Annotated in this window: 21 protein-coding genes and 2 pseudogenes; 13 read left to right on the top strand and 10 right to left on the bottom strand. The window is 65.3% G+C overall.

What is annotated here, in order from left to right:
- Nucleotides 1-51: 51 nt before the first annotated feature.
- Nucleotides 52-243, top strand: coding sequence for a heme exporter protein CcmD (gene ccmD, locus EN846_RS16415; protein ID WP_127393093.1), 192 nt, complete (start codon nt 52-54; stop codon nt 241-243).
- Nucleotides 240-824: a DsbE family thiol:disulfide interchange protein gene (locus tag EN846_RS16410; RefSeq protein WP_127393094.1), complete on the top strand. Its 585-nt coding sequence runs from the start codon at nt 240-242 to the stop codon at nt 822-824. The genes ccmD and EN846_RS16410 overlap by 4 nt, the downstream gene beginning before the upstream one ends.
- A gap of 161 nt (nt 825-985) precedes the next feature.
- Here EN846_RS16410 and EN846_RS16405 read toward each other — a convergent pair whose 3' ends face one another.
- The gene (locus tag EN846_RS16405; protein ID WP_127393095.1) at nt 986-1,153 is read right to left on the bottom strand and encodes a hypothetical protein; all 168 of its coding nucleotides are present in this window, start codon (nt 1,151-1,153) and stop codon (nt 986-988) included.
- A gap of 271 nt (nt 1,154-1,424) precedes the next feature.
- On the opposite strand from EN846_RS16405, the gene EN846_RS16400 reads away from it, so the two are divergent.
- Nucleotides 1,425-2,345 (top strand): SMP-30/gluconolactonase/LRE family protein, encoded by a 921-nt coding sequence (locus EN846_RS16400; protein WP_127393096.1) that lies wholly within the window; start codon nt 1,425-1,427, stop codon nt 2,343-2,345.
- 143 nt (nt 2,346-2,488) lie between these two features.
- Here the strand turns inward: EN846_RS16400 and EN846_RS16395 are convergent, their stop codons facing one another.
- From EN846_RS16395 to dapF, 6 genes and pseudogenes are all read right to left on the bottom strand, one after another.
- A complete protein-coding gene (locus EN846_RS16395) occupies nt 2,489-3,025 on the bottom strand; it encodes an NADPH-dependent FMN reductase (RefSeq protein ID WP_127393097.1) in 537 nt (178 codons plus the stop codon).
- 32 nt (nt 3,026-3,057) lie between these two features.
- A pseudogene (locus EN846_RS16390) lies at nt 3,058-3,677 on the bottom strand (pyridoxamine 5'-phosphate oxidase family protein).
- A gap of 19 nt (nt 3,678-3,696) precedes the next feature.
- Complete coding sequence (locus EN846_RS16385; RefSeq protein ID WP_127394137.1) at nt 3,697-4,362, bottom strand: septation protein A; 666 nt, start codon at nt 4,360-4,362, stop codon at nt 3,697-3,699.
- Between the two features lie 42 nt (nt 4,363-4,404).
- On the bottom strand, nt 4,405-6,282 hold the full coding sequence (gene ftsY / locus EN846_RS16380) for a signal recognition particle-docking protein FtsY (protein ID WP_135858953.1): 1,878 nt from the start codon (nt 6,280-6,282) through the stop codon (nt 4,405-4,407).
- Between the two features lie 13 nt (nt 6,283-6,295).
- Nucleotides 6,296-7,579, bottom strand: coding sequence for a tRNA (N(6)-L-threonylcarbamoyladenosine(37)-C(2))-methylthiotransferase MtaB (mtaB, locus tag EN846_RS16375; RefSeq protein WP_127394176.1), 1,284 nt, complete (start codon nt 7,577-7,579; stop codon nt 6,296-6,298).
- A complete protein-coding gene (gene dapF, locus EN846_RS16370) occupies nt 7,579-8,463 on the bottom strand; it encodes a diaminopimelate epimerase (RefSeq protein ID WP_127394177.1) in 885 nt (294 codons plus the stop codon). Before dapF ends, mtaB begins: the two co-directional genes overlap by 1 nt.
- A 15-nt stretch (nt 8,464-8,478) precedes the next feature.
- Between dapF and EN846_RS16365 the strand changes: the two genes are divergently transcribed.
- The gene (locus EN846_RS16365) at nt 8,479-8,688 is read left to right on the top strand and encodes a hypothetical protein (protein WP_127282103.1); all 210 of its coding nucleotides are present in this window, start codon (nt 8,479-8,481) and stop codon (nt 8,686-8,688) included.
- On the opposite strand, the gene EN846_RS16360 is transcribed toward EN846_RS16365, so the two are convergent.
- From EN846_RS16360 to EN846_RS16350, 3 genes and pseudogenes are all read right to left on the bottom strand, one after another.
- Complete coding sequence (locus EN846_RS16360; protein WP_023683859.1) at nt 8,681-8,842, bottom strand: DUF1328 family protein; 162 nt, start codon at nt 8,840-8,842, stop codon at nt 8,681-8,683. The genes EN846_RS16365 and EN846_RS16360 overlap by 8 nt on opposite strands.
- Before the next feature lie 81 nt (nt 8,843-8,923).
- A pseudogene (locus tag EN846_RS16355) lies at nt 8,924-9,884 on the bottom strand (MBL fold metallo-hydrolase).
- A 402-nt stretch (nt 9,885-10,286) separates the two neighbouring features.
- Complete coding sequence (locus EN846_RS16350) at nt 10,287-11,069, bottom strand: hypothetical protein (RefSeq protein ID WP_135913916.1); 783 nt, start codon at nt 11,067-11,069, stop codon at nt 10,287-10,289.
- A gap of 26 nt (nt 11,070-11,095) precedes the next feature.
- On the opposite strand from EN846_RS16350, the gene EN846_RS16345 reads away from it, so the two are divergent.
- The 9 genes from EN846_RS16345 (at nt 11,096) to sucD (ending at nt 18,341) form a co-directional block, all read left to right on the top strand.
- Nucleotides 11,096-11,416: a hypothetical protein gene (locus EN846_RS16345; RefSeq protein ID WP_135913915.1), complete on the top strand. Its 321-nt coding sequence runs from the start codon at nt 11,096-11,098 to the stop codon at nt 11,414-11,416.
- 42 nt (nt 11,417-11,458) lie between these two features.
- Nucleotides 11,459-11,902: a VOC family protein gene (locus EN846_RS16340; protein WP_127392894.1), complete on the top strand. Its 444-nt coding sequence runs from the start codon at nt 11,459-11,461 to the stop codon at nt 11,900-11,902.
- 216 nt (nt 11,903-12,118) lie between these two features.
- A complete protein-coding gene (locus tag EN846_RS16335; RefSeq protein WP_127282099.1) occupies nt 12,119-12,658 on the top strand; it encodes an AprI/Inh family metalloprotease inhibitor in 540 nt (179 codons plus the stop codon).
- Nucleotides 12,659-12,771: 113 nt separating this feature from the next.
- On the top strand, nt 12,772-13,971 hold the full coding sequence (zapE, locus tag EN846_RS16330) for a cell division protein ZapE (protein ID WP_127392893.1): 1,200 nt from the start codon (nt 12,772-12,774) through the stop codon (nt 13,969-13,971).
- Nucleotides 13,972-14,360: 389 nt separating this feature from the next.
- Entirely contained in the window at nt 14,361-15,329 is a 969-nt protein-coding gene (gene mdh / locus EN846_RS16325; RefSeq protein WP_126057450.1) for a malate dehydrogenase, read from the top strand.
- 29 nt (nt 15,330-15,358) lie between these two features.
- Entirely contained in the window at nt 15,359-16,552 is a 1,194-nt protein-coding gene (gene sucC / locus EN846_RS16320) for an ADP-forming succinate--CoA ligase subunit beta (protein ID WP_135928096.1), read from the top strand.
- 4 nt (nt 16,553-16,556) lie between these two features.
- A complete protein-coding gene (locus EN846_RS16315; protein WP_127392891.1) occupies nt 16,557-16,928 on the top strand; it encodes a cupin domain-containing protein in 372 nt (123 codons plus the stop codon).
- A gap of 3 nt (nt 16,929-16,931) precedes the next feature.
- Complete coding sequence (locus EN846_RS16310) at nt 16,932-17,426, top strand: DUF1579 family protein (RefSeq protein WP_128272915.1); 495 nt, start codon at nt 16,932-16,934, stop codon at nt 17,424-17,426.
- Between the two features lie 12 nt (nt 17,427-17,438).
- A complete protein-coding gene (gene sucD, locus EN846_RS16305) occupies nt 17,439-18,341 on the top strand; it encodes a succinate--CoA ligase subunit alpha (protein ID WP_127392491.1) in 903 nt (300 codons plus the stop codon).
- Nucleotides 18,342-18,355 lie beyond the last annotated feature (14 nt).

Below are 18,355 nucleotides of genomic sequence, written 5' to 3'. Positions count from 1 at the left end.
ACAGGGCAACATGGCCGGACCGGAAAGCCGCATCCACGTGGAGCGGCTGCCATGAGCGCGCATGCGCTCTATGTCACGGCCGCCTATGCCATCACGGCGCTGGTGCTGGCCGCGCTGGTCGCATGGATCCTCATCGACCAGCGCGGCCGCAAGCGCGATCTTGCCGAGCTGGAAGCCGCCGGCGTGCGCCGGCGCTCCGACAAGGGCGCCGAGGCCGTCAAGGACAAGGGCGCGAAATCATGAGCGGCGAGAGCACGGAGACCGCAACGCCGGCGCGGTGGCGGCGCCTGTTCGTGCTTTTGCCGCTGCTGGTGTTCCTCGGGCTGGCGGGGCTGTTCCTGTCGCAGCTTCTGTCCGGCCGCGACGTGTCGGAAGTGCCGTCGGCGCTGATCGGCCTGCCGGCGCCGCAGACCAACCTGCCGCCGCTGCAAGGCAGCGCCTTGCCGGGGCTCGATTCGAAGGCCTTCGCCGGCAAGGTCACGCTGGTCAACGTCTTTGCCTCGTGGTGCGCGCCGTGCCGCGACGAGCATCCGGTGCTGCTCGCTCTGTCGAAGGACAAGCGTTTCGTGCTGGCGGCGCTGAACTACAAGGACGAGCCCGCGAACGCCCGCCGATTCCTCGGCGAGGTCGGCAATCCCTACCAGGCGATCGGTGTCGACGAGGCGGGCCGGGCGGCGATCGACTGGGGCGTCTACGGCGTGCCGGAGACCTTCGTCGTCGGCAAGGACGGCAAGATCGCCTACAAGCATGTCGGGCCGATCACGGCCGAATCTGCGGAAACTCTGCTCTTGCCGCAGATCGAGAAGGCGCTGGCGGCGCATTGATATCAGGTGATGGCGGCCTGCGAATCGCGGCTTCCTGCGCGCTTCCGGTGCTCACGTACCTAAGTACGCTCCGCTCCGGTTCTCGGAATCCACCATTCTCGACTCGGCCTGACCTGAATCTCAACGCGCCTGACGGCGCGGAGCTGGTTGGGGCGAAAAACTCAGCCGTAGATCTGCTTGTGGATCTGGTAGAGCATCTCGGAGCGGTCGGCGCGCATGTCGGCCAGATCGCGGCTGGAGAAGCTGTCGATTTCGGCGACGAGGCGGTTGTACTGCTTGCGCTTGGCGATGCTGGTGCGAGCGCGGGAAACAAAGTTGTCGAAGATCATGACGAGGGTCCTTTCGTGCCGCGTTCTGGCGGCGAATTGTTCCTCCCTTGATCGATACGGAGCATGACATAGGAATAGTGCGTTGCAAAAAGAAGATGTTGCAATGCACCATTGCGCTGAACGCATAGCCGGTTAACCGGCCGTTACCGCCGAGCAAACCTGATTGAAGGCTGCCAAGGCCTCAAGAGACGGTGAAGCCGTTATCACCGATCTTGCCATATCGCTCGCCGGCTGGCTTGATCGCGACCGACTGAATGCCGGGAGGAGATGCATGGCGGCCGCCGACTACTACGAAATTCTCGATCCGCGTTTCGCGCGGTTGTTCAACTCCAACGCGCAAGTGGAGAAGCTGTTCACCGGATGCCGCTGGGCGGAAGGCCCGGCCTGGTTCGCCGCCGGCCGTTATCTCGTCTGGTCGGATATCCCGAACAACCGCATGCTGCGCTTTGACGAGACCGACAGCGGCGTCAGCGTGTTCCGCCAGCCGTCGGGAAATTCCAACGGCAACACGGTCGACCGGCAGGGCCGGCTGGTCACCTGCGAGCATTCGGGCCGCCGTGTCAGCCGCACCGAGCATGACGGCTCGATCATCACCATCGCCGACAAATGGCGCGGCAAGCGGCTGAATTCGCCCAACGACGCGGTGGTGAAGTCCGACGGTTCGATCTGGTTCACCGATCCGAGCTACGGCATCGACACCGACTATGAAGGCGACAAGGCCGAGAGCGAGATCGGCGCCTGCAACGTCTACCGGGTCGATCCGGACAGCGGCGAGATCGATGCCGTCATCACCGACATGGTGAGGCCCAACGGGCTTGCCTTCTCGCTCGACGAAAGCAAACTCTATGTCGCCGACACCGGGCGCACCCACGGCGCCAAGAACCCTGCGCATATCCGCGTCTTCAACGTCGGCAAGGGCGGCAAGAAGGTCTCCGGCGAAAAGGTCTTCGCCGACTGCACGGCCGGCCTGTTCGACGGCTTCCGGGTCGACGAGGACGGGCGCATCTGGACGAGCGCCGCCGACGGCGTCCATTGCTACGATCCGGACGGCACATTGATCGGCAAGATCAAGGTGCCGGAGGTCGTCGCCAACTGCGTGTTCGGCGGCAACAAGCGGAACTGCCTTTACATCGCGGGCACGACGTCGCTCTACATGGTGCGGCTGATGGTGAATGGCGCCAAAACGTATTGACGGCTCGCCGGAGAGCGCCCCTCCATGCCGTGACCTTCGACGTCGGTGCAACGGCGCAGAATTCTGTAACCGTTGTAATGCCTTAGCGTAACGGCACGGGTCCTAGGGTCTGCGCTGCGTCGCTTCGCTCCAGGATGACGACCTCATATTCGACCGCGTATAGACGCCGCGAAGCCCTGCACCGCCGCGCGCATCGCCAGCCGGTTCTCGGCCGTCGTCAAGATCGCCTCCATCTCCGGCGGCTTCTTGCCGATCAGGACGATCTCCAGCGCCGTCTCCTCAAAGAGGACGAAAGACATGGTGCGCATGATCTCGCTGAGCGCGGCGCGGGCGTAGAGCGAGCGCGGCGAGGCGTGCACCAGCATGGCCGGCTTGGCGACGGCGGCGTCGCGCGACACCAGCCAGTCGAGCGCGTTCTTCATACCGCCCGGCACGCCATGGGCATATTCCGGACAGGAGACGATGACGCCGTCGGCCGCGGTGACGGCCTCGATCAGCGCTGCCGCTTCCGGTGGCGTGCGCTCGCCCTCGTCGTCCGGGTTGAAGATCGGCAGCCGGCCAAGTCCGTCATAGAGGGTCACGCGGGAGCCGGCCGGCGCGTTTTGAGCCAGCGCCGCGAGCAGCGCCGAATTCGTCGAGGCGGCGCGCAGGCTGCCGGAAATGGCAAAGATGTTGAGCAAGCGGGAACTGTCCGGGCGAATCGTGCCCGAGGCTACCACATGGTCTGCCGGTAATCCTGGTCCAGCTCGCGGTCGATGTCGCCGGCCGCCTCGGCGAGCGCCAGCTGGTCGCGGATGATCTGGCCGAGCGTCGGCAGCGTCGCGCGGTCGTACCAGGTCTCCGGCTTCCACAGATCCGAGCGCATGAAGGCCTTGGCGCAATGCATGTAGGCGGCCTTGACCGACACCACGACGACGCTCTGCGGCTCCTTGCCGTCGACGGCCAGCCGCCCGCGCAGGCCGGCATCGACGGTGATGCGGGCGTCGCCGTTGACGCGCAGCGTCTCGTCATGCCGGGAATGAGGAACAACAGCCCGACCGAGGGATTGCGGACGATGTTCTCCAGCGTGTCCAGCCGGTTGTTGCCGGGCCGGTCGGGGATGGCGATGGTGTTGTCGTCGAGGATGGCGGCGAAGCCGGGCTTGTCGCCTTTCGGCGTCACGTCGGCATTGCCGGCGCCGTCGGAGGAGCCGATCAGCACGAAGGGGCTCTTGCCGATGAAGGAGCGGCAGTGGCCGTCGAGCGCCTTCAGCTCCTTGCGGATGGGGCCGTCGGTCGGTCGGGGCGTCTTGTAGATCGTCCTCAGCTCGTCGCGCGTGGTGAGGAATTCCATGCCCGTCCCCCTCTCAGTTCTATTTGCCGGCGTTCTCTTCCTTGGCCTTTTCCTCCAGCGAATGGCGCATGATCAGCGGCATCTGGCTGAAGGTGAAGAGAAGCGTGATGGGCATGATGCCCCAGACCTTGAACGTAACCCAGGCATCGGTCGAGAAATTGCGCCAGACGACTTCGTTGACGATGGCCAGGAAGAGGAAGAACAGCCCCCAGCGGAAGGTAAGCTTCCTCCAGCCCTCGGTGTCGAGGCTGAAGGCGGAATCGAAGACGTAGCCAAGCAGCGACTTGCCGAAGAACAGGCCGCCGAGCAGCACGCCGCCGAACAGCGTGTTGACGATAGTCGGCTTCATCTTGATGAAGATGTCGTCCTGCAGATAGAGCGTCAGTGCGCCGAAGACGAAGACCACGACACCCGACACGAGCGGCATGATCGGCAAGGTGCGGGTCAGCAGCCAGGACGCCATCAGCGCGATGGCGGTGGCGGCCATGAACAGGCCCGTGGCGACGAAAATCGGTCCGCCGAGCTCGCCCAGCGCCGGAAATTTCTGCACCAGCCATTCGCCGCGCGCATTGGCGAAGAAGAACACCAGCAGCGGGCCGAGCTCAAGCAGCAGCTTGAGCGCCGGGTTGACGCCTTCCTTCTTCTGTTTCTGCGGGTCGGACGGGTCGCGTTCGAGGATGTTCATGGAAGTCCTTGTTGTCCCGAAAGTCGGCGCTTTTGGGATCGTTCAAGCCACGCCGGCGATCGCCCTGGCGAATTCGCTGGCTGAAAAAGGTTCGAGGTCGTCGACCTGTTCGCCGACGCCGATGAAATAGACCGGCAGCCTGTGCTTGGCCGCGATCGCCACCAGAATACCGCCGCGCGCCGTGCCGTCCAGCTTGGTCATCACCAGGCCGTTGACGCCGGCGACGTTGCGGAAGATCTCGACCTGGTTGAGCGCATTCTGGCCGGTGGTGGCGTCGACCGTCTGCAGCACGGTGTGCGGCGCTTCCGGGTCGAGCTTGCCGAGCACGCGCACGATCTTCTCCAGCTCCGCCATCAGCTCGGCCTTGTTCTGCAGCCGGCCGGCGGTGTCGATGATCAGCACGTCGGAGCCGGCCTCCTTGGCCTTCTCGAAGGCGTCATAGGCGAGGCCGGCGGCATCGGCGCCGAGCTTGGAGGCGATGACCGGCGATTTCGTCCGCTCACCCCAGATCTTGAGCTGCTCGATCGCGGCGGCGCGGAAGGTGTCGCCGGCGGCGAGCATTACCGACAGGCCGCCATCGGTCAGCTTGGCGGCCAGCTTGCCGATGGTCGTGGTCTTGCCGGTGCCGTTGACGCCGACCACCAGGATGACATGCGGCTTGTGGCTGAGGTCGAGCTCCAGCGGCAGCGCGACGGGGGTCAGCACCTTCTCCACCTCGGCCGCCATGACCGAGCGCACCTCCGTGTCGGAGACGTCCTTGCCGTAGCGGCTGGAGGCCAGCGCATCGGTGACGCGGAGCGCGGTTTCCAGGCCGAGATCGGCGCGGATCAGCACGTCCTCCAGGTCCTGCAGCGTGTCCTCGTCCAGCTTGCGCTTGGTGAAGACGCCGGCGATGTTGCCCGAGAGCTCGCGCGAGGAGCGGGCAAGCCCGTCGCGCATGCGCTGGAACCAGGAACGTCTTGCCACCGGCTCCGGCGCCTTCTGCGCCTCGGCCTTCTGCTCGACCTTTTTCGCGACGGTTACCTTGCCGGCGGACGGCGCGGGCCTTGGCTGCGGCGCGGGGACGGCTTCTGGCTCGGGTGCAATCTCGGCAAGGATCCGCTCCGGTTCGACCGGCGCAGGCTGGCGAATAGGAGGAGAGATTTCCGCCGGCGGAGCAGGCTCCAGTGACGCCAAATCCTGTGGAGGTCGGCGCTGCCCCTCACCCTTACCCTCTGCCCGTGAAGGACGGGGAGAGGGGGGCGTCGGCGTTGGCACTTCTTCCTTCTCCCCGTCACTATGCGGGGAGAAGGTGCCGGCAGGCGGATGAGGGGCGGCGCCGACCTCTGAAGATGGCTCGATAGAAGGTGCCTCGGCCGGTGGAATCTCGATCGGCGACGGCGTATCGGCAGGGACTTCGCTGGGCAGGGTCGGCACCTCGATCGGCGACGGCTCAGGCTGCGGTTCCGGACGCGACGGGACAATTTCCGGCTCGGCCGGCGCGGGTGCAGGCACCTCTTGGGGCTGCGGCTCGGGCGCTGGTGCCGGTACCGTCGGCTGTGTTGGGATTTCTTCGGGTACCGGCGGCTCGGGCTGAGGCTCCTCTATGGGTTCAGGCTCCGGCAGCGGTTCCGGCTCAGCCGGAACGGTTGGCTCCGGCACGGGCGGAATGATCGGAGCCGGCTCGGGCTTCGGCTCTTCCGGCGCCGGTTGCGGCGTGGGTGCGGCCTCCACTGCGGGAGGCGGAGCCGGCATCGTGACTTCCGCCTCAGGCTGCGGCTCGTCGCGCTTCAGCAATTCCGGAACAGCCTGCTCGGCCGCCGGTTTCAGCGCGTCCAGCGCATCCCATTTGATCGGCGGCAGCGGGGCGGTCTCGTCGACGCGCTCCTCGACGACTTCCTTCTTGCCGAACGAAAATATCTTCTTGAAGAAACCGGCCATGCTTTGCGTTTTCTCAGGCAGCGCGGGCGGTCAGCGGCGCCGCGATCAGGCGGGTGCCGTCATGGCCGGTGATGATGGCCTCGACGATCTCGCCCGGCATCCCGGCGTCGATGGCGGCCAGCGTGAACCCCTCGGTGCGGCCGAGGCCGTCGCGCTCGACCAGGATCGACTGGCGCGTGCCGGCAAGGGCAGCGAGATGGCGGCGATAGGCGGCCTCGCCGGCGGCGCGCAGCCTGGCGGCGCGCTGCTTGACCACCTCGCGGCGGACCTGCGGCATGCGCGCGGCGGGCGTGCCTTCGCGTGGGCTGAACGGGAAGACGTGGAGATGCGTCAATCCGCATTCCTCGACTATTCTTTCCGAATTCTCGAACATCGCCTCGGTCTCGGTCGGGAAGCCGGCGATGATGTCGGCGCCAAAGACGATGCCGGGGCGCAGCTTGCGCACGTCCTCGCAGAAGCGGATCGACTGGTCGCGCAGATGGCGGCGCTTCATGCGCTTCAGGATCATGTCGTCGCCCGACTGCAGCGACAGATGCAGATGCGGCATCAGCCGGGGCTCGGTGGCGATGGCATCCAGCAGGTCGTCGTCGGCCTCGATGGAATCGATCGAGGACAGCCTGAGCCGCGTCACCTCTGGCACCTGGCGCAGGATCGTCTTCACCAGCTTCCCAAGCTTCGGGGCGCCCGGCAGGTCGGCGCCAAAGCTGGTCATGTCGACGCCGGTCAGCACGACCTCGGCATAGCCATTGCCGGCCAGCCGCTTGACCTGCTCGACCACGGCGCCCATCGGCACCGAGCGCGAATTGCCGCGGCCGTAAGGGATGATGCAGAAGGTGCAGCGGTGGTCGCAGCCGTTCTGCACCTGGACGAAGGCGCGCGCCCGGCCCTCGATCGCATCGACCATGTGGCCGGCCGTCTCGCGCACCGAGAAGATGTCGTTGACGCGCGCCTTCTCAGTGTCGTTGACGCCGAAATCGGGCAGCGCGCGATAGGAGTTCGCCTTCAGCTTCTCCTCATTGCCGAGCACGAGGTCGACCTCGCCCATGGCGGCGAAGTTCTGCGGCTCGGTCTGCGCCGCGCAACCGGTGACGATGATGCGGGCGTGCGGGTTCTCGCGGCGGGCCTTGCGGATCGATTGCTTGGCCTGGCGCACCGCTTCCGCGGTGACGGCGCAGGTGTTGAAGATGACGGCGCCGCCCTTCAGCGCGCCGAGGCCGGCGCTTTCCGCCTCCTTGCGCATCACCTCGGATTCATAGGTGTTCAAGCGACAGCCGAAGGTGACGACGTCTATTGCCATCAGGCCGCGCTTTCGGTGTCGCGGGCCCAGGTGCCGGTCGAGGGGTCGAAGCTGCCGGAGAATTCCCATTCGGCGGCACCGGTCAGGATGACGTGGTCGTCGTCGCGCCATTCGACATGCAGCGAGCCGCCGCCGGGCGTCATCAGCGAGACGCTGCGGCCGGTGCGCTTGGTGCGGGCGGCCGCCACCACGGCGGCGCAGGCCGCCGAGCCGCAGGCCTTGGTCAGGCCGGCGCCGCGTTCCCAGGTACGGATGACCATGGTTTCGGGCGAGGTGACCTGAGCGATGGTGATGTTGGCGCGCTCGGGGAAGATCGGATGGTTTTCCAAAAGCGGGCCGAAGCGGTCGAGCTCATAGGACCAGACGTCGCGGTCGACCCAGAAGATGGCGTGCGGGTTGCCCATCGAGACTGCCGAGGGCGAATGCAGCACCGGCGCGTCGATCGGGCCGATCTGCAGCTCGATCATGCGGGTGTCGCGGAACTCCTCGGCAAGCGGGATCTCCTGCCAGCCGAAGCGCGGCGTGCCCATGTCGACCGAGATCGTGCCGTCGGCATGTTCCACGGCGTTGAGGATGCCGGCGCGGGTCTCGAAGGTGAAAGCCTTCAGGCCGGTCTCGGCGGCCAGCGCCTGCACCACGCAGCGTGTGCCGTTGCCGCAGGCCTGCGCGCCGGAACCGTCGGAATTGAGGATGTCGATATAGTAGGCGGTGCCGGGCGTCCTGGCGTCATGGATCGCCATGATCTGGTCGAACTTGGTCGCGGCGTCGCCATTGAGCGCGATCGCCGCCGCCGCCGTCACCCGATCGGCACGGCCGCGCATATCGGCAACGATGATCTCGTTGCCGATGCCGTTCATCTTGGCGAAGGGGGCGGTGCCTGCCATCTAGCCGGTCATTCCATGTCCGTTTGGCGCTATATGGCGGAAACGGGCGGGAATTACCAGTGCGGCGCGGTTGAAGCGGCGGCGAAGACGTCGCGCCTTGGCGACGACGAAGACGCCGCCGCTGATTACGGCAAAGATGCCGAACCGGCCACGACGAAGAGGTCGGGCCTAGCCCACGACGAAGACGACGCGGCTGGTTACGGCAAAGATGCCGAACCTAAGTAACCGCGAAGACGCCGAGCACGATCAGCAGGAAGATGACGAGGACGATGCCGATCAGGACGCGCGCGCCGGTGGCGGCCGCACCTGCCAATGCCGGCATGCCGAGCAGGCTCGCTGCGGCGGCGACAATAAGAAGGATGATGATCCACTTGATCATGGGAAGGCTCCCAGCCGAATTGCGTTGTGGGATCAACGCCTCTTGTCGGCTTGGGTTCCTGTGGTCGGCTCAGGTTCCGGGCTAGGCGGCCGGCACATCCCACACCTCGCCCGGCCGCAAGGCGCGGAAACGCTCGCGCGGCAGGCGCTCGGCGTCGAGCGCCTCGGCCAATTTGCGGGCAGGCTCGTCGATCGGTTCATTGGTGAGTTGAAAAGTGCCCCAGTGGCAGCCGGCGGCGTGGGCTGCGTTGCAGAGCTTCATGCCTTGCACCGCCTCCTCCGGATTCTGGTGCTGCGGCTCCATGAACCAGCGCGGCTCATAGGCGCCGATCGGCAGGATGGCGAGGCGGAAACCGCCATGCTTCTCCGCCATCAGCCGGTAGTTGGCGCCGCCATGGAAGCCGGTATCGCCGGCGAAATAGATTTTTGCGCTTGGCGTCTCGACCACGAACCCCGCCCAGAGGGCCATGCGCCGGTCGCGGGTGCCGCGGGCCGACCAGTGGTGCACCGGTTCGACATGGACGGCGGCATCCTTGCCGAGGTCGATCCTGTCGCCCCAGTCATGCGCGCTGAGCCGCATGCCGGGCACGGCGGCGTCGATAATGGCGTCGGTCGATCGGCGGCAGCTGCGAAAAGGCGATGCCCGGCGCGTTGACCCGTTTCGGCCCGGCGAAGGAAAGCGGCGAGACGCGCTGCGACCAGACCGGATCAGTAAGGATGTTCAGCCCCGCCGTCTGGATGAGCAGCGAGGAATGGCCGACCATGGTGAGCCGCAGCGCGCCGCTGTCGACGCGCTCGTCCGGCCTCGCCTGATGGAACGGGCTCGGATTGGCCGCCGGCCATTTCGCGCGCTCGCCGCCCAACTGCCATTTCAGGAGATCAGCGAAGCGGCCGGGCGGCTTGCCGTCGGGGTTGAAGAACAGGGTGCCGTCGAAATGGTCGCTTGGCGGGCCGCTGTAATAGCGGTTGGCGGCTCTCTTTCTTGCGGCCAAGGTTGCGGCTCCGGCATGTTTCTTCCTCTTGCAAGATAGGATCGATGCCATCTGGCGCAAGCATTTGGGGACGGGTGCATGCCCTGGCCAAAGGCCGCGCGCTGGCGCCGGCGATGATTTCCGGTATACGATCGCTCGGCGGAATGGAGGGGGCCACCATGCGTCGGCAGGCAGTTCTTGCAGTCGTGGCGGCGATCATGGGGATCGCGCCGATAGCGCCGGCTGCCGGCGCACAGGCGCAGCCCGGCGCTTGCGCTCACACGCCAGCCATCCTGGACGCGGGCGATTTCCTGCTCGCCGAACCGGCAACGTTCCCGAATTTCTGGCGCGATCGTTTTGGCGATGACGCGGCCTATCTGAAGATACGCTATGGCGGCCTTGCCTACGCCGAGGGCTCGGCGCTTCTGGCGGGTTTGGAAAAACGCAGTCACCCGCCGCTGCGCATTGTCGAACTCAGGCTTGCCTATGCAACAACGCCGGATCGGGCGGCGATGATTGCCGGTATGCAACCGCTGCCCAAGGCACAGTCCATTGTGCCCAGCTTGGCCAATCTGCCTGGCGCGCGCTGGTCACCGAAGATGGCGGCGACTGGCTGCTGGGCGAACTGGCGCGCTGGCAGGCATCCGATGCCAACAACGCATCGGTCGGCGCGGCGGGGATTGCGCAGGCACTGGCCGACCTTGATGACGAGGCGAAGTCGCGTTTTGCCAAGAGAGCGGAAGATGCAGGAATTTGGCGGCTGGCCCTCGATGTGCGGGCGTTCGAGGACAATCTTGCTGACTTCGTGCCCTCGATCGCCTTCCGGCCACGGTGCTTCCCAAAAAGGACGACCGCGCGCAGTTCATACGCAATGCGCTCCACGCGGCCGATCTTCGTCCTTCCTTCGATATTTCCAAACAGCCGGCGGAAGTCCAGGCGATCGACCGCAAGAATGATTTGGGCGCCGTTCTGCGGACGGTCGGGCGGCTTGTTGCCTATGCTCCGCAAACGGCGATTCTGCTGCAGGTGATAAATTACAGCGGCGACCTGCGCGTCGGCACAATGGTGGCCGAAGGCCTTAACGCGCGGATCGCGGCAAAACAGCTCGACCCGATCAACAATCCCGATGCCGTCACGGCGGCCATGCTCGATGGGCTCGACTATGTTCTCGGTCGCAAAGACCGGGAGAGTATCCTCGCTGGCTTTGGCATCTCCGATGTGCAGGGCGAAATGGCCGAGTCTTTCGTCGAAAGGCATTGGCGCGGTTTGCTTTGGCGCCTTTCATGCAAGGCGATGAGACCGAAGCGCCCCCTCGCCCGAAACAGCTGGCGGCGGCCTTCCCCTGGGAGCAGTGGGTCGGATTGGCCGGCAAGCTGAAGGCCGGCGAAACCATTTCACCAGACGATCGCATCGTCGCCGCAGATCTGATGATCGCGGCCGATCGCCCCGCAGACGCGGTGGGGTTTCTGAAGACAGCCGGCGACTGGAAGACGGCAGTGCGGAGAGCTCATCAGCTGGCGCTCGACCTGGACCGCCGCTGCGCCGACTTGCTGCGGCCCCCGGTGGCGCTCGCGCAACCGCTCTACCGGTTCGAGCCGCGCTGAGACCGTTCCAGCGACATCCCTGTAATTTCCGAGGGCAGCACGATGGCAATGAAGCGGACCAAGACACCGTGGATGAAGGCCGAGGATTTCGGCCGCTCGCTGCCGCGCGGGCTGGGCGTCAATCTTCTGGTCACCGACATGGCGGCGATGGAGGCCTTCTGCCGCGACGTGCTTGGCGCCCGCATCATCTATGCCGACGAGGATTTCGCCGCGATCGAGCTCTTGGGCTCGATATTCATGCTGCATGCCGACCATTCCTATCTCGACAATGAGATGAGCGGCGTCATCGCCGGCGCCGAGACGCGCGGGGCGGGCATCGAGCTGCGCCTCTATGGCGCCGATCCGGATGCGATCGAGGCGCGGGCGCGCGATCTCGGCCACATCGTGCTCGCCGGCACGATCGACAAGCCGCATGGCCTGCGCGAATGCTATGTCGTCGGTCCGGACGGCTATCTCTTCGTGCCGAGCGCGGCGCTTTCCGCATAGGGATGCGTCGGGCTTTGCCGAGCACGATGGGCTTCTTCGGGGCGCGCCACAACTAGGCCTTCGAGGGTCACACGCCTGTTGCGGTAAAATTGCAACAATTGCTCCGAAAACCCTATTTTAACCATATCGGGTTGAAATTCTGCCACCTTCTCCATCTTGGTGGAGGGAGAGATTGCGCGGACGGCGTCCCCCCAGCCGGATCCGACGGAGGTAGGAATGACTTTTTCGAAGACCGGTCTGGTGGCCGTATCGCTGGCCGCGCTGATTGCAAGCGGCTGCTCGACATCGCGATTCTCGTCGATGGATGACCAGCAGCCGGCGCCGCTGACTCCCGCGCCCGCCGGCACGGTGACCGGAAACCAGCTGCCGCCGCCGGCGGCTCCCGGCACCGCCGACGGCTCGCAGTTCCCAACCGCGCCGGCGAACAGCCAGGTCGCCTCGCTGCCGCCGGATGGAAGCGCGCCCGCAGGGGCGCCGGACCTGACCGCGGCCAGTGTCGCCGGTGTCTGGAACGCCAGCGTTTCCGGCCAGAGCTGCAAGGTGGCGACGCCGCAGACCAAGTTCGGCGCCGGCTACCGTGCCGGCCCGTTGCATTGCCCGGCGCCGATCGACGGCATCAAGTCCTGGAATGTCGCCGGCAAGCAGCTGACCCTCTATGACGAGAATGGCGGCACGCTGGCCAAGCTCTATTCCTCGGGCGGCGAGAAATTCGACGGCCAGACCTCCACCGGCCTGCCGATCTCGCTTACAAGGTAGGGCGAAACCGCCGCCCTTGAGGCGGTTCAGCGTTCGAAAGAGTCGCCTAACCGCTCCAATTGCGCGCGGAAAGCCGCTACTTTTCCTGGATGTGCTCAACAACGACGTGACCGATGCACCTGCGTGACGGCCTCCAGACCCATGCGACCGTCAGGCAGCGCTACGACCATCTGGTCGAGACGGGCGCCATCGCGCGCGATCCGGCGCAGGAGCGCATCGCCGCCGCGCTCGATCGGCTGACTGACGAGATCTCTGCAAAAAGACTGGCTCAGAAATCGAGCGCGCTGGGCTGGCTGTTCGCCCGCAAGCAGCCGCCGGCGGCGGTCAGGGGCCTTTACATCCATGGCGGCGTCGGCCGCGGCAAGACCATGCTGATGGACATGTTCTTCGAGCTGTTGCCGGTCAGGCGCAAGCGCCGCGTCCATTTCAACGACTTCATGGCCGATGTGCAGGACCGCATCCAGAAGCACCGGCAGGCGCGCAAGAACGGCGACGTCAAGGAGGACGACCCGATCCCGCCGGTGGCGCGCGCGCTGGCCGAGCAGGCCTGGGTGTTGTGCTTCGACGAGTTCTCCGTCACCGACATCGCCGATGCGATGATCCTGTCCAGGCTGTTCTCGGCGCTGTTTGCCAACGGCGTCGTGCTGGTCGCCACCTCCAATGTCGCGCCCGAGAACCTCTACCGCGACGGGCTGAACCGGCAGCTCTTCCTGCCCTTCATCGGCCTCTTGGAGCGCAACGCCGAGGTGATGACGCTGGACAGCGACAAGGACTATCGCCTCGAGAAGCTCAGCCGCATGGCGGTCTACGTCTCGCCGGCTGATGCGGCCGCCGACGCCGCCCTCGACGAGGCCTGGCAAGCAATGACGCACGGCAAGCCGACGGCCGAGACGGCGCTGACGGTGAAGGGCCGGCAGGTCGCGGTGCCGCGCGCGGCCGGCGACGCTGCGCGCTTTTCCTTCGCCGACCTTTGCGAAAAGCCGCTCGGCGCGCGCGATTTCCTGGCCATCGCCGGCCGCTTCTCGACCATTTTCATCGACCATGTGCCGGTGCTCGGCGAAGGCAGGCGTAACGAGGCCAAGCGCTTCATCCTGTTGATCGACACGCTCTACGATCATCACATCAGGCTGGTGGTGAGCGCCGATGCTCCGCCGACCGGGCTCTACACGGCCAAGCGCGGCAACGAGGTGTTCGAGTTCGAACGTACCGCCTCGCGCCTTATCGAGATGCAGGGCCACGAATGGCTGGAGGACTGGGCGGAAAGGCGGAAGGTGGAGACGGTGGCGCCGGAGGCACAGCAGGCGCGGGCTTGAAGAATCGCAACGGCTGCGACTTCGGCCAATCTCTGAAGCTCGCATCACCTTAATTGCGAGCGCCTTCGTTAGCCCATGCGGCTGTCCGCTCGCCACGGGCCTCGCCATCACAAGGGCGTCATCGCCGGCTGCCAGCCTTCAGATTTCCACCTTCATTGTATAAATTCTCCCAAGTCGGCTTAAGAATTTTGACGTTTACGTAAAACCCAAATTATCTAACCGATTGAAAATGCTCGCTCCAAAATAATCGTTTGAATTTTCCATCCACCGGAGCTATTGGGTGCGGCGAAATCTCACGGGTTCCCGGCAGCATTCGGCCTCCTTCCTCGACGCCGTCAGCAAGTCGCAAAGATTTGGCGCCGTCACAGACAAAGGGAAAAAATCCTCACATGGCACGCAACAAGATAGCGCTTATCGGCTCGGGCATGATCGGCGGCACCCTCGCCCATATGATCGGCCTCAAGGACCTCGGCGACGTGGTTCTGTTCGATATCGCCGAGGGCATTCCGCAGGGCAAGGGGCTGGATATCGCGCAGTCGTCGCCGGTCGACGGCTTCGACGCCAGGCTGACCGGCGTCAACGACTATGCCGGCATCGAGGGCGCCGACGTCTGCATCGTCACCGCCGGCGTGCCGCGCAAGCCGGGCATGAGCCGCGACGACCTGCTCGGCATCAACCTCAAGGTCATGGAGCAGGTCGGCGCCGGACTGAAGAAGTATGCGCCGAAGGCCTTCGTCATCTGCATCACCAACCCGCTCGACGCCATGGTATGGGCGCTGCAGAAGTTCTCCGGCCTGCCCAAGACCCATGTCGTCGGCATGGCCGGCGTGCTCGACAGCGCGCGCTTCCGCTATTTCCTGGCCGAAGAGTTCAAGGTCTCGGTCGAGGACGTCACCGCCTTCGTGCTCGGCGGCCATGGCGATAGCATGGTGCCGATGATCCGCTATTCGACGGTCTCCGGCATTCCGCTGCCCGACCTCGTCAAGATGGGCTGGACCTCGAAGGAAAAGCTCGACCAGATCGTGCAGCGCACCCGCGATGGCGGCGCCGAGATCGTCGGGCTGCTCAAGACCGGCTCGGCCTATTACGCGCCGGCGGCTTCGGCGATCGCGATGGCCGAATCCTTCCTCAAGGACAAGAAGCGCGTGCTGCCTTGCGCGGCCCATCTTTCCGGCCAGTACGGGGTGAAGAACACCTATGTCGGCGTTCCCGTTGTGATCGGCGCCGGCGGTGTCGAGCGCGTCATCGAGATCGACCTCAACAAGAGCGAGCAGAAGATGTTCGACAGTTCGGTGGCGACGGTGCAGGGCCTGACCGAGGCCTGCGTCAAGATCGCGCCGCACCTCGCCTCGAAGTGATCCGCCAGCAGTTGATCCGGAGATAAGCCATGAACATCCATGAATATCAGGGCAAGGCACTGCTGAAGTCGTTCGGCGCGCCGGTGGCGGATGGCGTGCCGGTGCTGAAGGCCGGCGATGCCGAAGCCGCCGCTAAGGCGCTGCCCGGCCCGCTGTATGTGGTGAAGAGCCAGATCCATGCCGGCGGCCGCGGCAAGGGCAAGTTCAAGGAGCTTTCCTCCGACGCCAAGGGCGGCGTGCGGCTGGCGAAGTCGGTGGCCGAAGTGGTCGCCAACGCCAACGAGATGCTCGGCCACACGCTGGTCACCAAGCAGACCGGCCCTGCCGGCAAGCAGGTCAACCGCCTCTATATCGAGGACGGCGCCGACATCGACCGCGAGCTCTATCTGTCGATCCTGGTCGACCGTTCGGTCGGCCGCATCGCCTTCGTCGTCTCGACCGAGGGCGGCATGGACATCGAGGCGGTGGCGCATGACACGCCGGAAAAGATCATCACCGTCGCCATCGACCCGGAAAAGGGCGTGACGGCGGATGATCTCAAGACGCTCAACGGCGCGCTGAAGCTCGACGGCGACGCCGCCAAGGACGGCGGCACGCTGTTCCCGATCCTCTACAAGGCCTTTGTCGAGAAAGACATGAGCCTGCTCGAGGTCAACCCGCTGATCGTGATGAAGAACGGCCGGCTGCGCGTGCTCGACGCAAAAGTCTCGTTCGACAACAACGCGCTGTTCCGCCACCCCGACGTGATGGAGCTGCGCGACACGACCGAAGAGGACGAGAAGGAAATCGAGGCGTCGAAATACGACCTCGCCTATGTCGCGCTCGACGGCAATATCGGCTGCATGGTCAACGGCGCAGGCCTCGCCATGGCGACGATGGACATCATCAAGCTCTACGGCGCCGAACCGGCCAACTTCCTCGATGTCGGCGGCGGCGCTTCGAAAGAGAAGGTGACGGCGGCGTTCAAGATCATCACCAAGGATCCGGCGGTCGAAGGCATTTTGATCAATATCTTCGGCGGCATCATGAAATGCGACGTGAGCGCCGAAGGCGTGATCGCCGCGGTCAAGGAAGTCGGGCTGAAGGTGCCGCTGGTGGTGCGGCTGGAAGGCACCAATGCCGAACTGGGCAAGAAGATCATCAATGACAGCGGCCTGAACGTCGTCTCGGCCGACGACCTCGACGACGCGGCCAAGAAGATCGTCAAGGCGGTGAAGGGCTGAGCGGATGCCTCCGCGCAAGATAAACCTGGTCGAGGCGGCGGATGCGAAGATCGCCAAGGTCTTCGATCCGCACATCGCCGGTGACGTCAATGACAGCCAAGCGAAGGTCGCCAAGTTCGGCGCGGCCTTCGACTGGCACGCGCATGAGCATGAGGACGAAGCCTTCCTCGTGCTGCGCGGCAGGATCGCCATCGATTTCCGCGACGGGCCGGTCGAGCTCGGCGAGGGCGACTTCATCGTCGTGCCGCGCGGTGTCGAGCACCGGCCGCGCTCGCTCACCGAAGAGCCTATCGTGCTGATGTTCGAGCCGGCGACGACGCTCAACACCGGCAATGCCAAGAGCGACCTCACCGTCACCGACCTGAAGCGGCTCTGAGCGATGAACGCGGCTTCTTTCTCCTCGCTCTCGGCCGATCACCAGCGCCTGCAGGCGCTGGTCGGCGCGTGGCGCGGCGAGGAGGACGTCGCGGCGACCCAATGGGCCGATGAAGGCGCGGCAACGTCGGAAATCTTGGCGGAAGCGCAGTTCGGCGGGTTGTTCGTGGTGCAGCGCTATCGCCAGCGCCGCGACGGCACGGTCTCGTTCGGCTCGCATAATGTGTTCGGCTTCGACCAGCAGGCCAAACTCGTCACCATGCATCAGTTCGATTCCATGGGCTTCGTGCCGGCCTCGCCGGCCACGGGCACCTGGAATGGCGACGAGCTGGTGCTGGAGCGGTCGTCACCGCGCGGCGCTGCACGGGTGACCTACAGTTTCGACGGCGACGATGCCTACCGCATGCGACTGAACTTCAAACCTGCCGGCAGCGATGGCTGGCAAGACATGGTGAGCGGGCTCTACCGGCGCGTCTCGCCTTCCTCGATCAACGTTTAGAAAAGGGCTCCGATGTCCATTCTCATCGACAAGAACACCAAGGTGCTGGTTCAGGGCCTGACCGGCAAGACCGGCACGTTCCACACCGAACAGGCGCTGGCCTATCACGGCACCAAGATGGTTGGCGGCATACATCCCAAGAAGGGCGGCGAGACCTGGACCGGCGCCAAGGGCGAGAGCCTGCCGATCTTCGCTTCCGTCGCCGAAGGCAAGGAAAAGACCGGCGCCAATGCTTCGGTCGTCTATGTGCCGCCGGCGGGCGCCGCCGAAGCCATCATCGAGGCGATCGAGGCCGAGATCCCGCTGATCGTCTGCATCACCGAGGGCATCCCGGTGATGGACATGGTCAAGGTCAAGGCGCGGCTCGATCGCTCGACGTCGCGGCTGATTGGACCGAACTGCCCGGGCGTGCTGACCCCCGACGAATGCAAGATCGGCATCATGCCCGGCAACATCTTCCGCAAGGGTTCGGTCGGCGTTGTTTCGCGCTCGGGAACGCTTACCTATGAGGCAGTGTTCCAGACCACCAATGTCGGCCTCGGCCAGACTACCGCCGTCGGCATTGGCGGCGATCCGGTCAAAGGCACCGAGTTCATCGACGTGCTGGAGATGTTCCTCGCCGACGACGAGACCAAGTCGATCATCATGATCGGCGAGATCGGCGGCTCGGCCGAGGAAGACGCCGCGCAGTTCCTCAAGGACGAAGCCAGGCGTGGCCGCAAGAAGCCGATGGCCGGCTTCATCGCCGGGCGCACGGCGCCGGCCGGCCGCACCATGGGCCATGCCGGCGCGGTCATCTCCGGCGGCAAGGGCGGCGCCGAGGACAAGATCGCGGCGATGGAATCGGCCGGGATAAAAGTTTCGCCGTCGCCGGCGCGGCTGGGCACGACGCTGGTCGAGGCGATCAAGGGTTAAGTGAGTAGGCAGTA

The organism is Mesorhizobium sp. M4B.F.Ca.ET.203.01.1.1, assembly GCF_004791025.1.
Taxonomy (GTDB): domain Bacteria; phylum Pseudomonadota; class Alphaproteobacteria; order Rhizobiales; family Rhizobiaceae; genus Mesorhizobium; species Mesorhizobium abyssinicae.
The sequence above is the reverse complement of the archived record's forward strand: the minus strand, read 5'-3'. Positions and strand labels throughout refer to the sequence as shown.

Excerpts from the sequence above, each read along its gene's own strand:
- ccmD (WP_127393093.1), top strand. The coding sequence starts at position 52 with ATGAGCGCGCATGCGCTCTATGTCACGGCCGCCTATGCCATCACGGCG.
- EN846_RS16410 (WP_127393094.1), top strand. The coding sequence starts at position 240 with ATGAGCGGCGAGAGCACGGAGACCGCAACGCCGGCGCGGTGGCGGCGC.
- EN846_RS16405 (WP_127393095.1), bottom strand. The coding sequence starts at position 1,153 with ATGATCTTCGACAACTTTGTTTCCCGCGCTCGCACCAGCATCGCCAAG.
- EN846_RS16400 (WP_127393096.1), top strand. The coding sequence starts at position 1,425 with ATGGCGGCCGCCGACTACTACGAAATTCTCGATCCGCGTTTCGCGCGG.
- EN846_RS16385 (WP_127394137.1), bottom strand. The coding sequence starts at position 4,362 with ATGAACATCCTCGAACGCGACCCGTCCGACCCGCAGAAACAGAAGAAG.
- ftsY (WP_135858953.1), bottom strand. The coding sequence starts at position 6,282 with ATGGCCGGTTTCTTCAAGAAGATATTTTCGTTCGGCAAGAAGGAAGTC.
- mtaB (WP_127394176.1), bottom strand. The coding sequence starts at position 7,579 with ATGGCAATAGACGTCGTCACCTTCGGCTGTCGCTTGAACACCTATGAA.
- dapF (WP_127394177.1), bottom strand. The coding sequence starts at position 8,463 with ATGGCAGGCACCGCCCCCTTCGCCAAGATGAACGGCATCGGCAACGAG.
- EN846_RS16365 (WP_127282103.1), top strand. The coding sequence starts at position 8,479 with ATGTCCGTTTGGCGCTATATGGCGGAAACGGGCGGGAATTACCAGTGC.
- EN846_RS16360 (WP_023683859.1), bottom strand. The coding sequence starts at position 8,842 with ATGATCAAGTGGATCATCATCCTTCTTATTGTCGCCGCCGCAGCGAGC.
- EN846_RS16350 (WP_135913916.1), bottom strand. The coding sequence starts at position 11,069 with ATGCCTTTCGACGAAAGACTCGGCCATTTCGCCCTGCACATCGGAGAT.
- EN846_RS16345 (WP_135913915.1), top strand. The coding sequence starts at position 11,096 with ATGCAAGGCGATGAGACCGAAGCGCCCCCTCGCCCGAAACAGCTGGCG.
- EN846_RS16340 (WP_127392894.1), top strand. The coding sequence starts at position 11,459 with ATGGCAATGAAGCGGACCAAGACACCGTGGATGAAGGCCGAGGATTTC.
- EN846_RS16335 (WP_127282099.1), top strand. The coding sequence starts at position 12,119 with ATGACTTTTTCGAAGACCGGTCTGGTGGCCGTATCGCTGGCCGCGCTG.
- zapE (WP_127392893.1), top strand. The coding sequence starts at position 12,772 with ATGCACCTGCGTGACGGCCTCCAGACCCATGCGACCGTCAGGCAGCGC.
- mdh (WP_126057450.1), top strand. The coding sequence starts at position 14,361 with ATGGCACGCAACAAGATAGCGCTTATCGGCTCGGGCATGATCGGCGGC.
- sucC (WP_135928096.1), top strand. The coding sequence starts at position 15,359 with ATGAACATCCATGAATATCAGGGCAAGGCACTGCTGAAGTCGTTCGGC.
- EN846_RS16315 (WP_127392891.1), top strand. The coding sequence starts at position 16,557 with ATGCCTCCGCGCAAGATAAACCTGGTCGAGGCGGCGGATGCGAAGATC.
- EN846_RS16310 (WP_128272915.1), top strand. The coding sequence starts at position 16,932 with ATGAACGCGGCTTCTTTCTCCTCGCTCTCGGCCGATCACCAGCGCCTG.
- sucD (WP_127392491.1), top strand. The coding sequence starts at position 17,439 with ATGTCCATTCTCATCGACAAGAACACCAAGGTGCTGGTTCAGGGCCTG.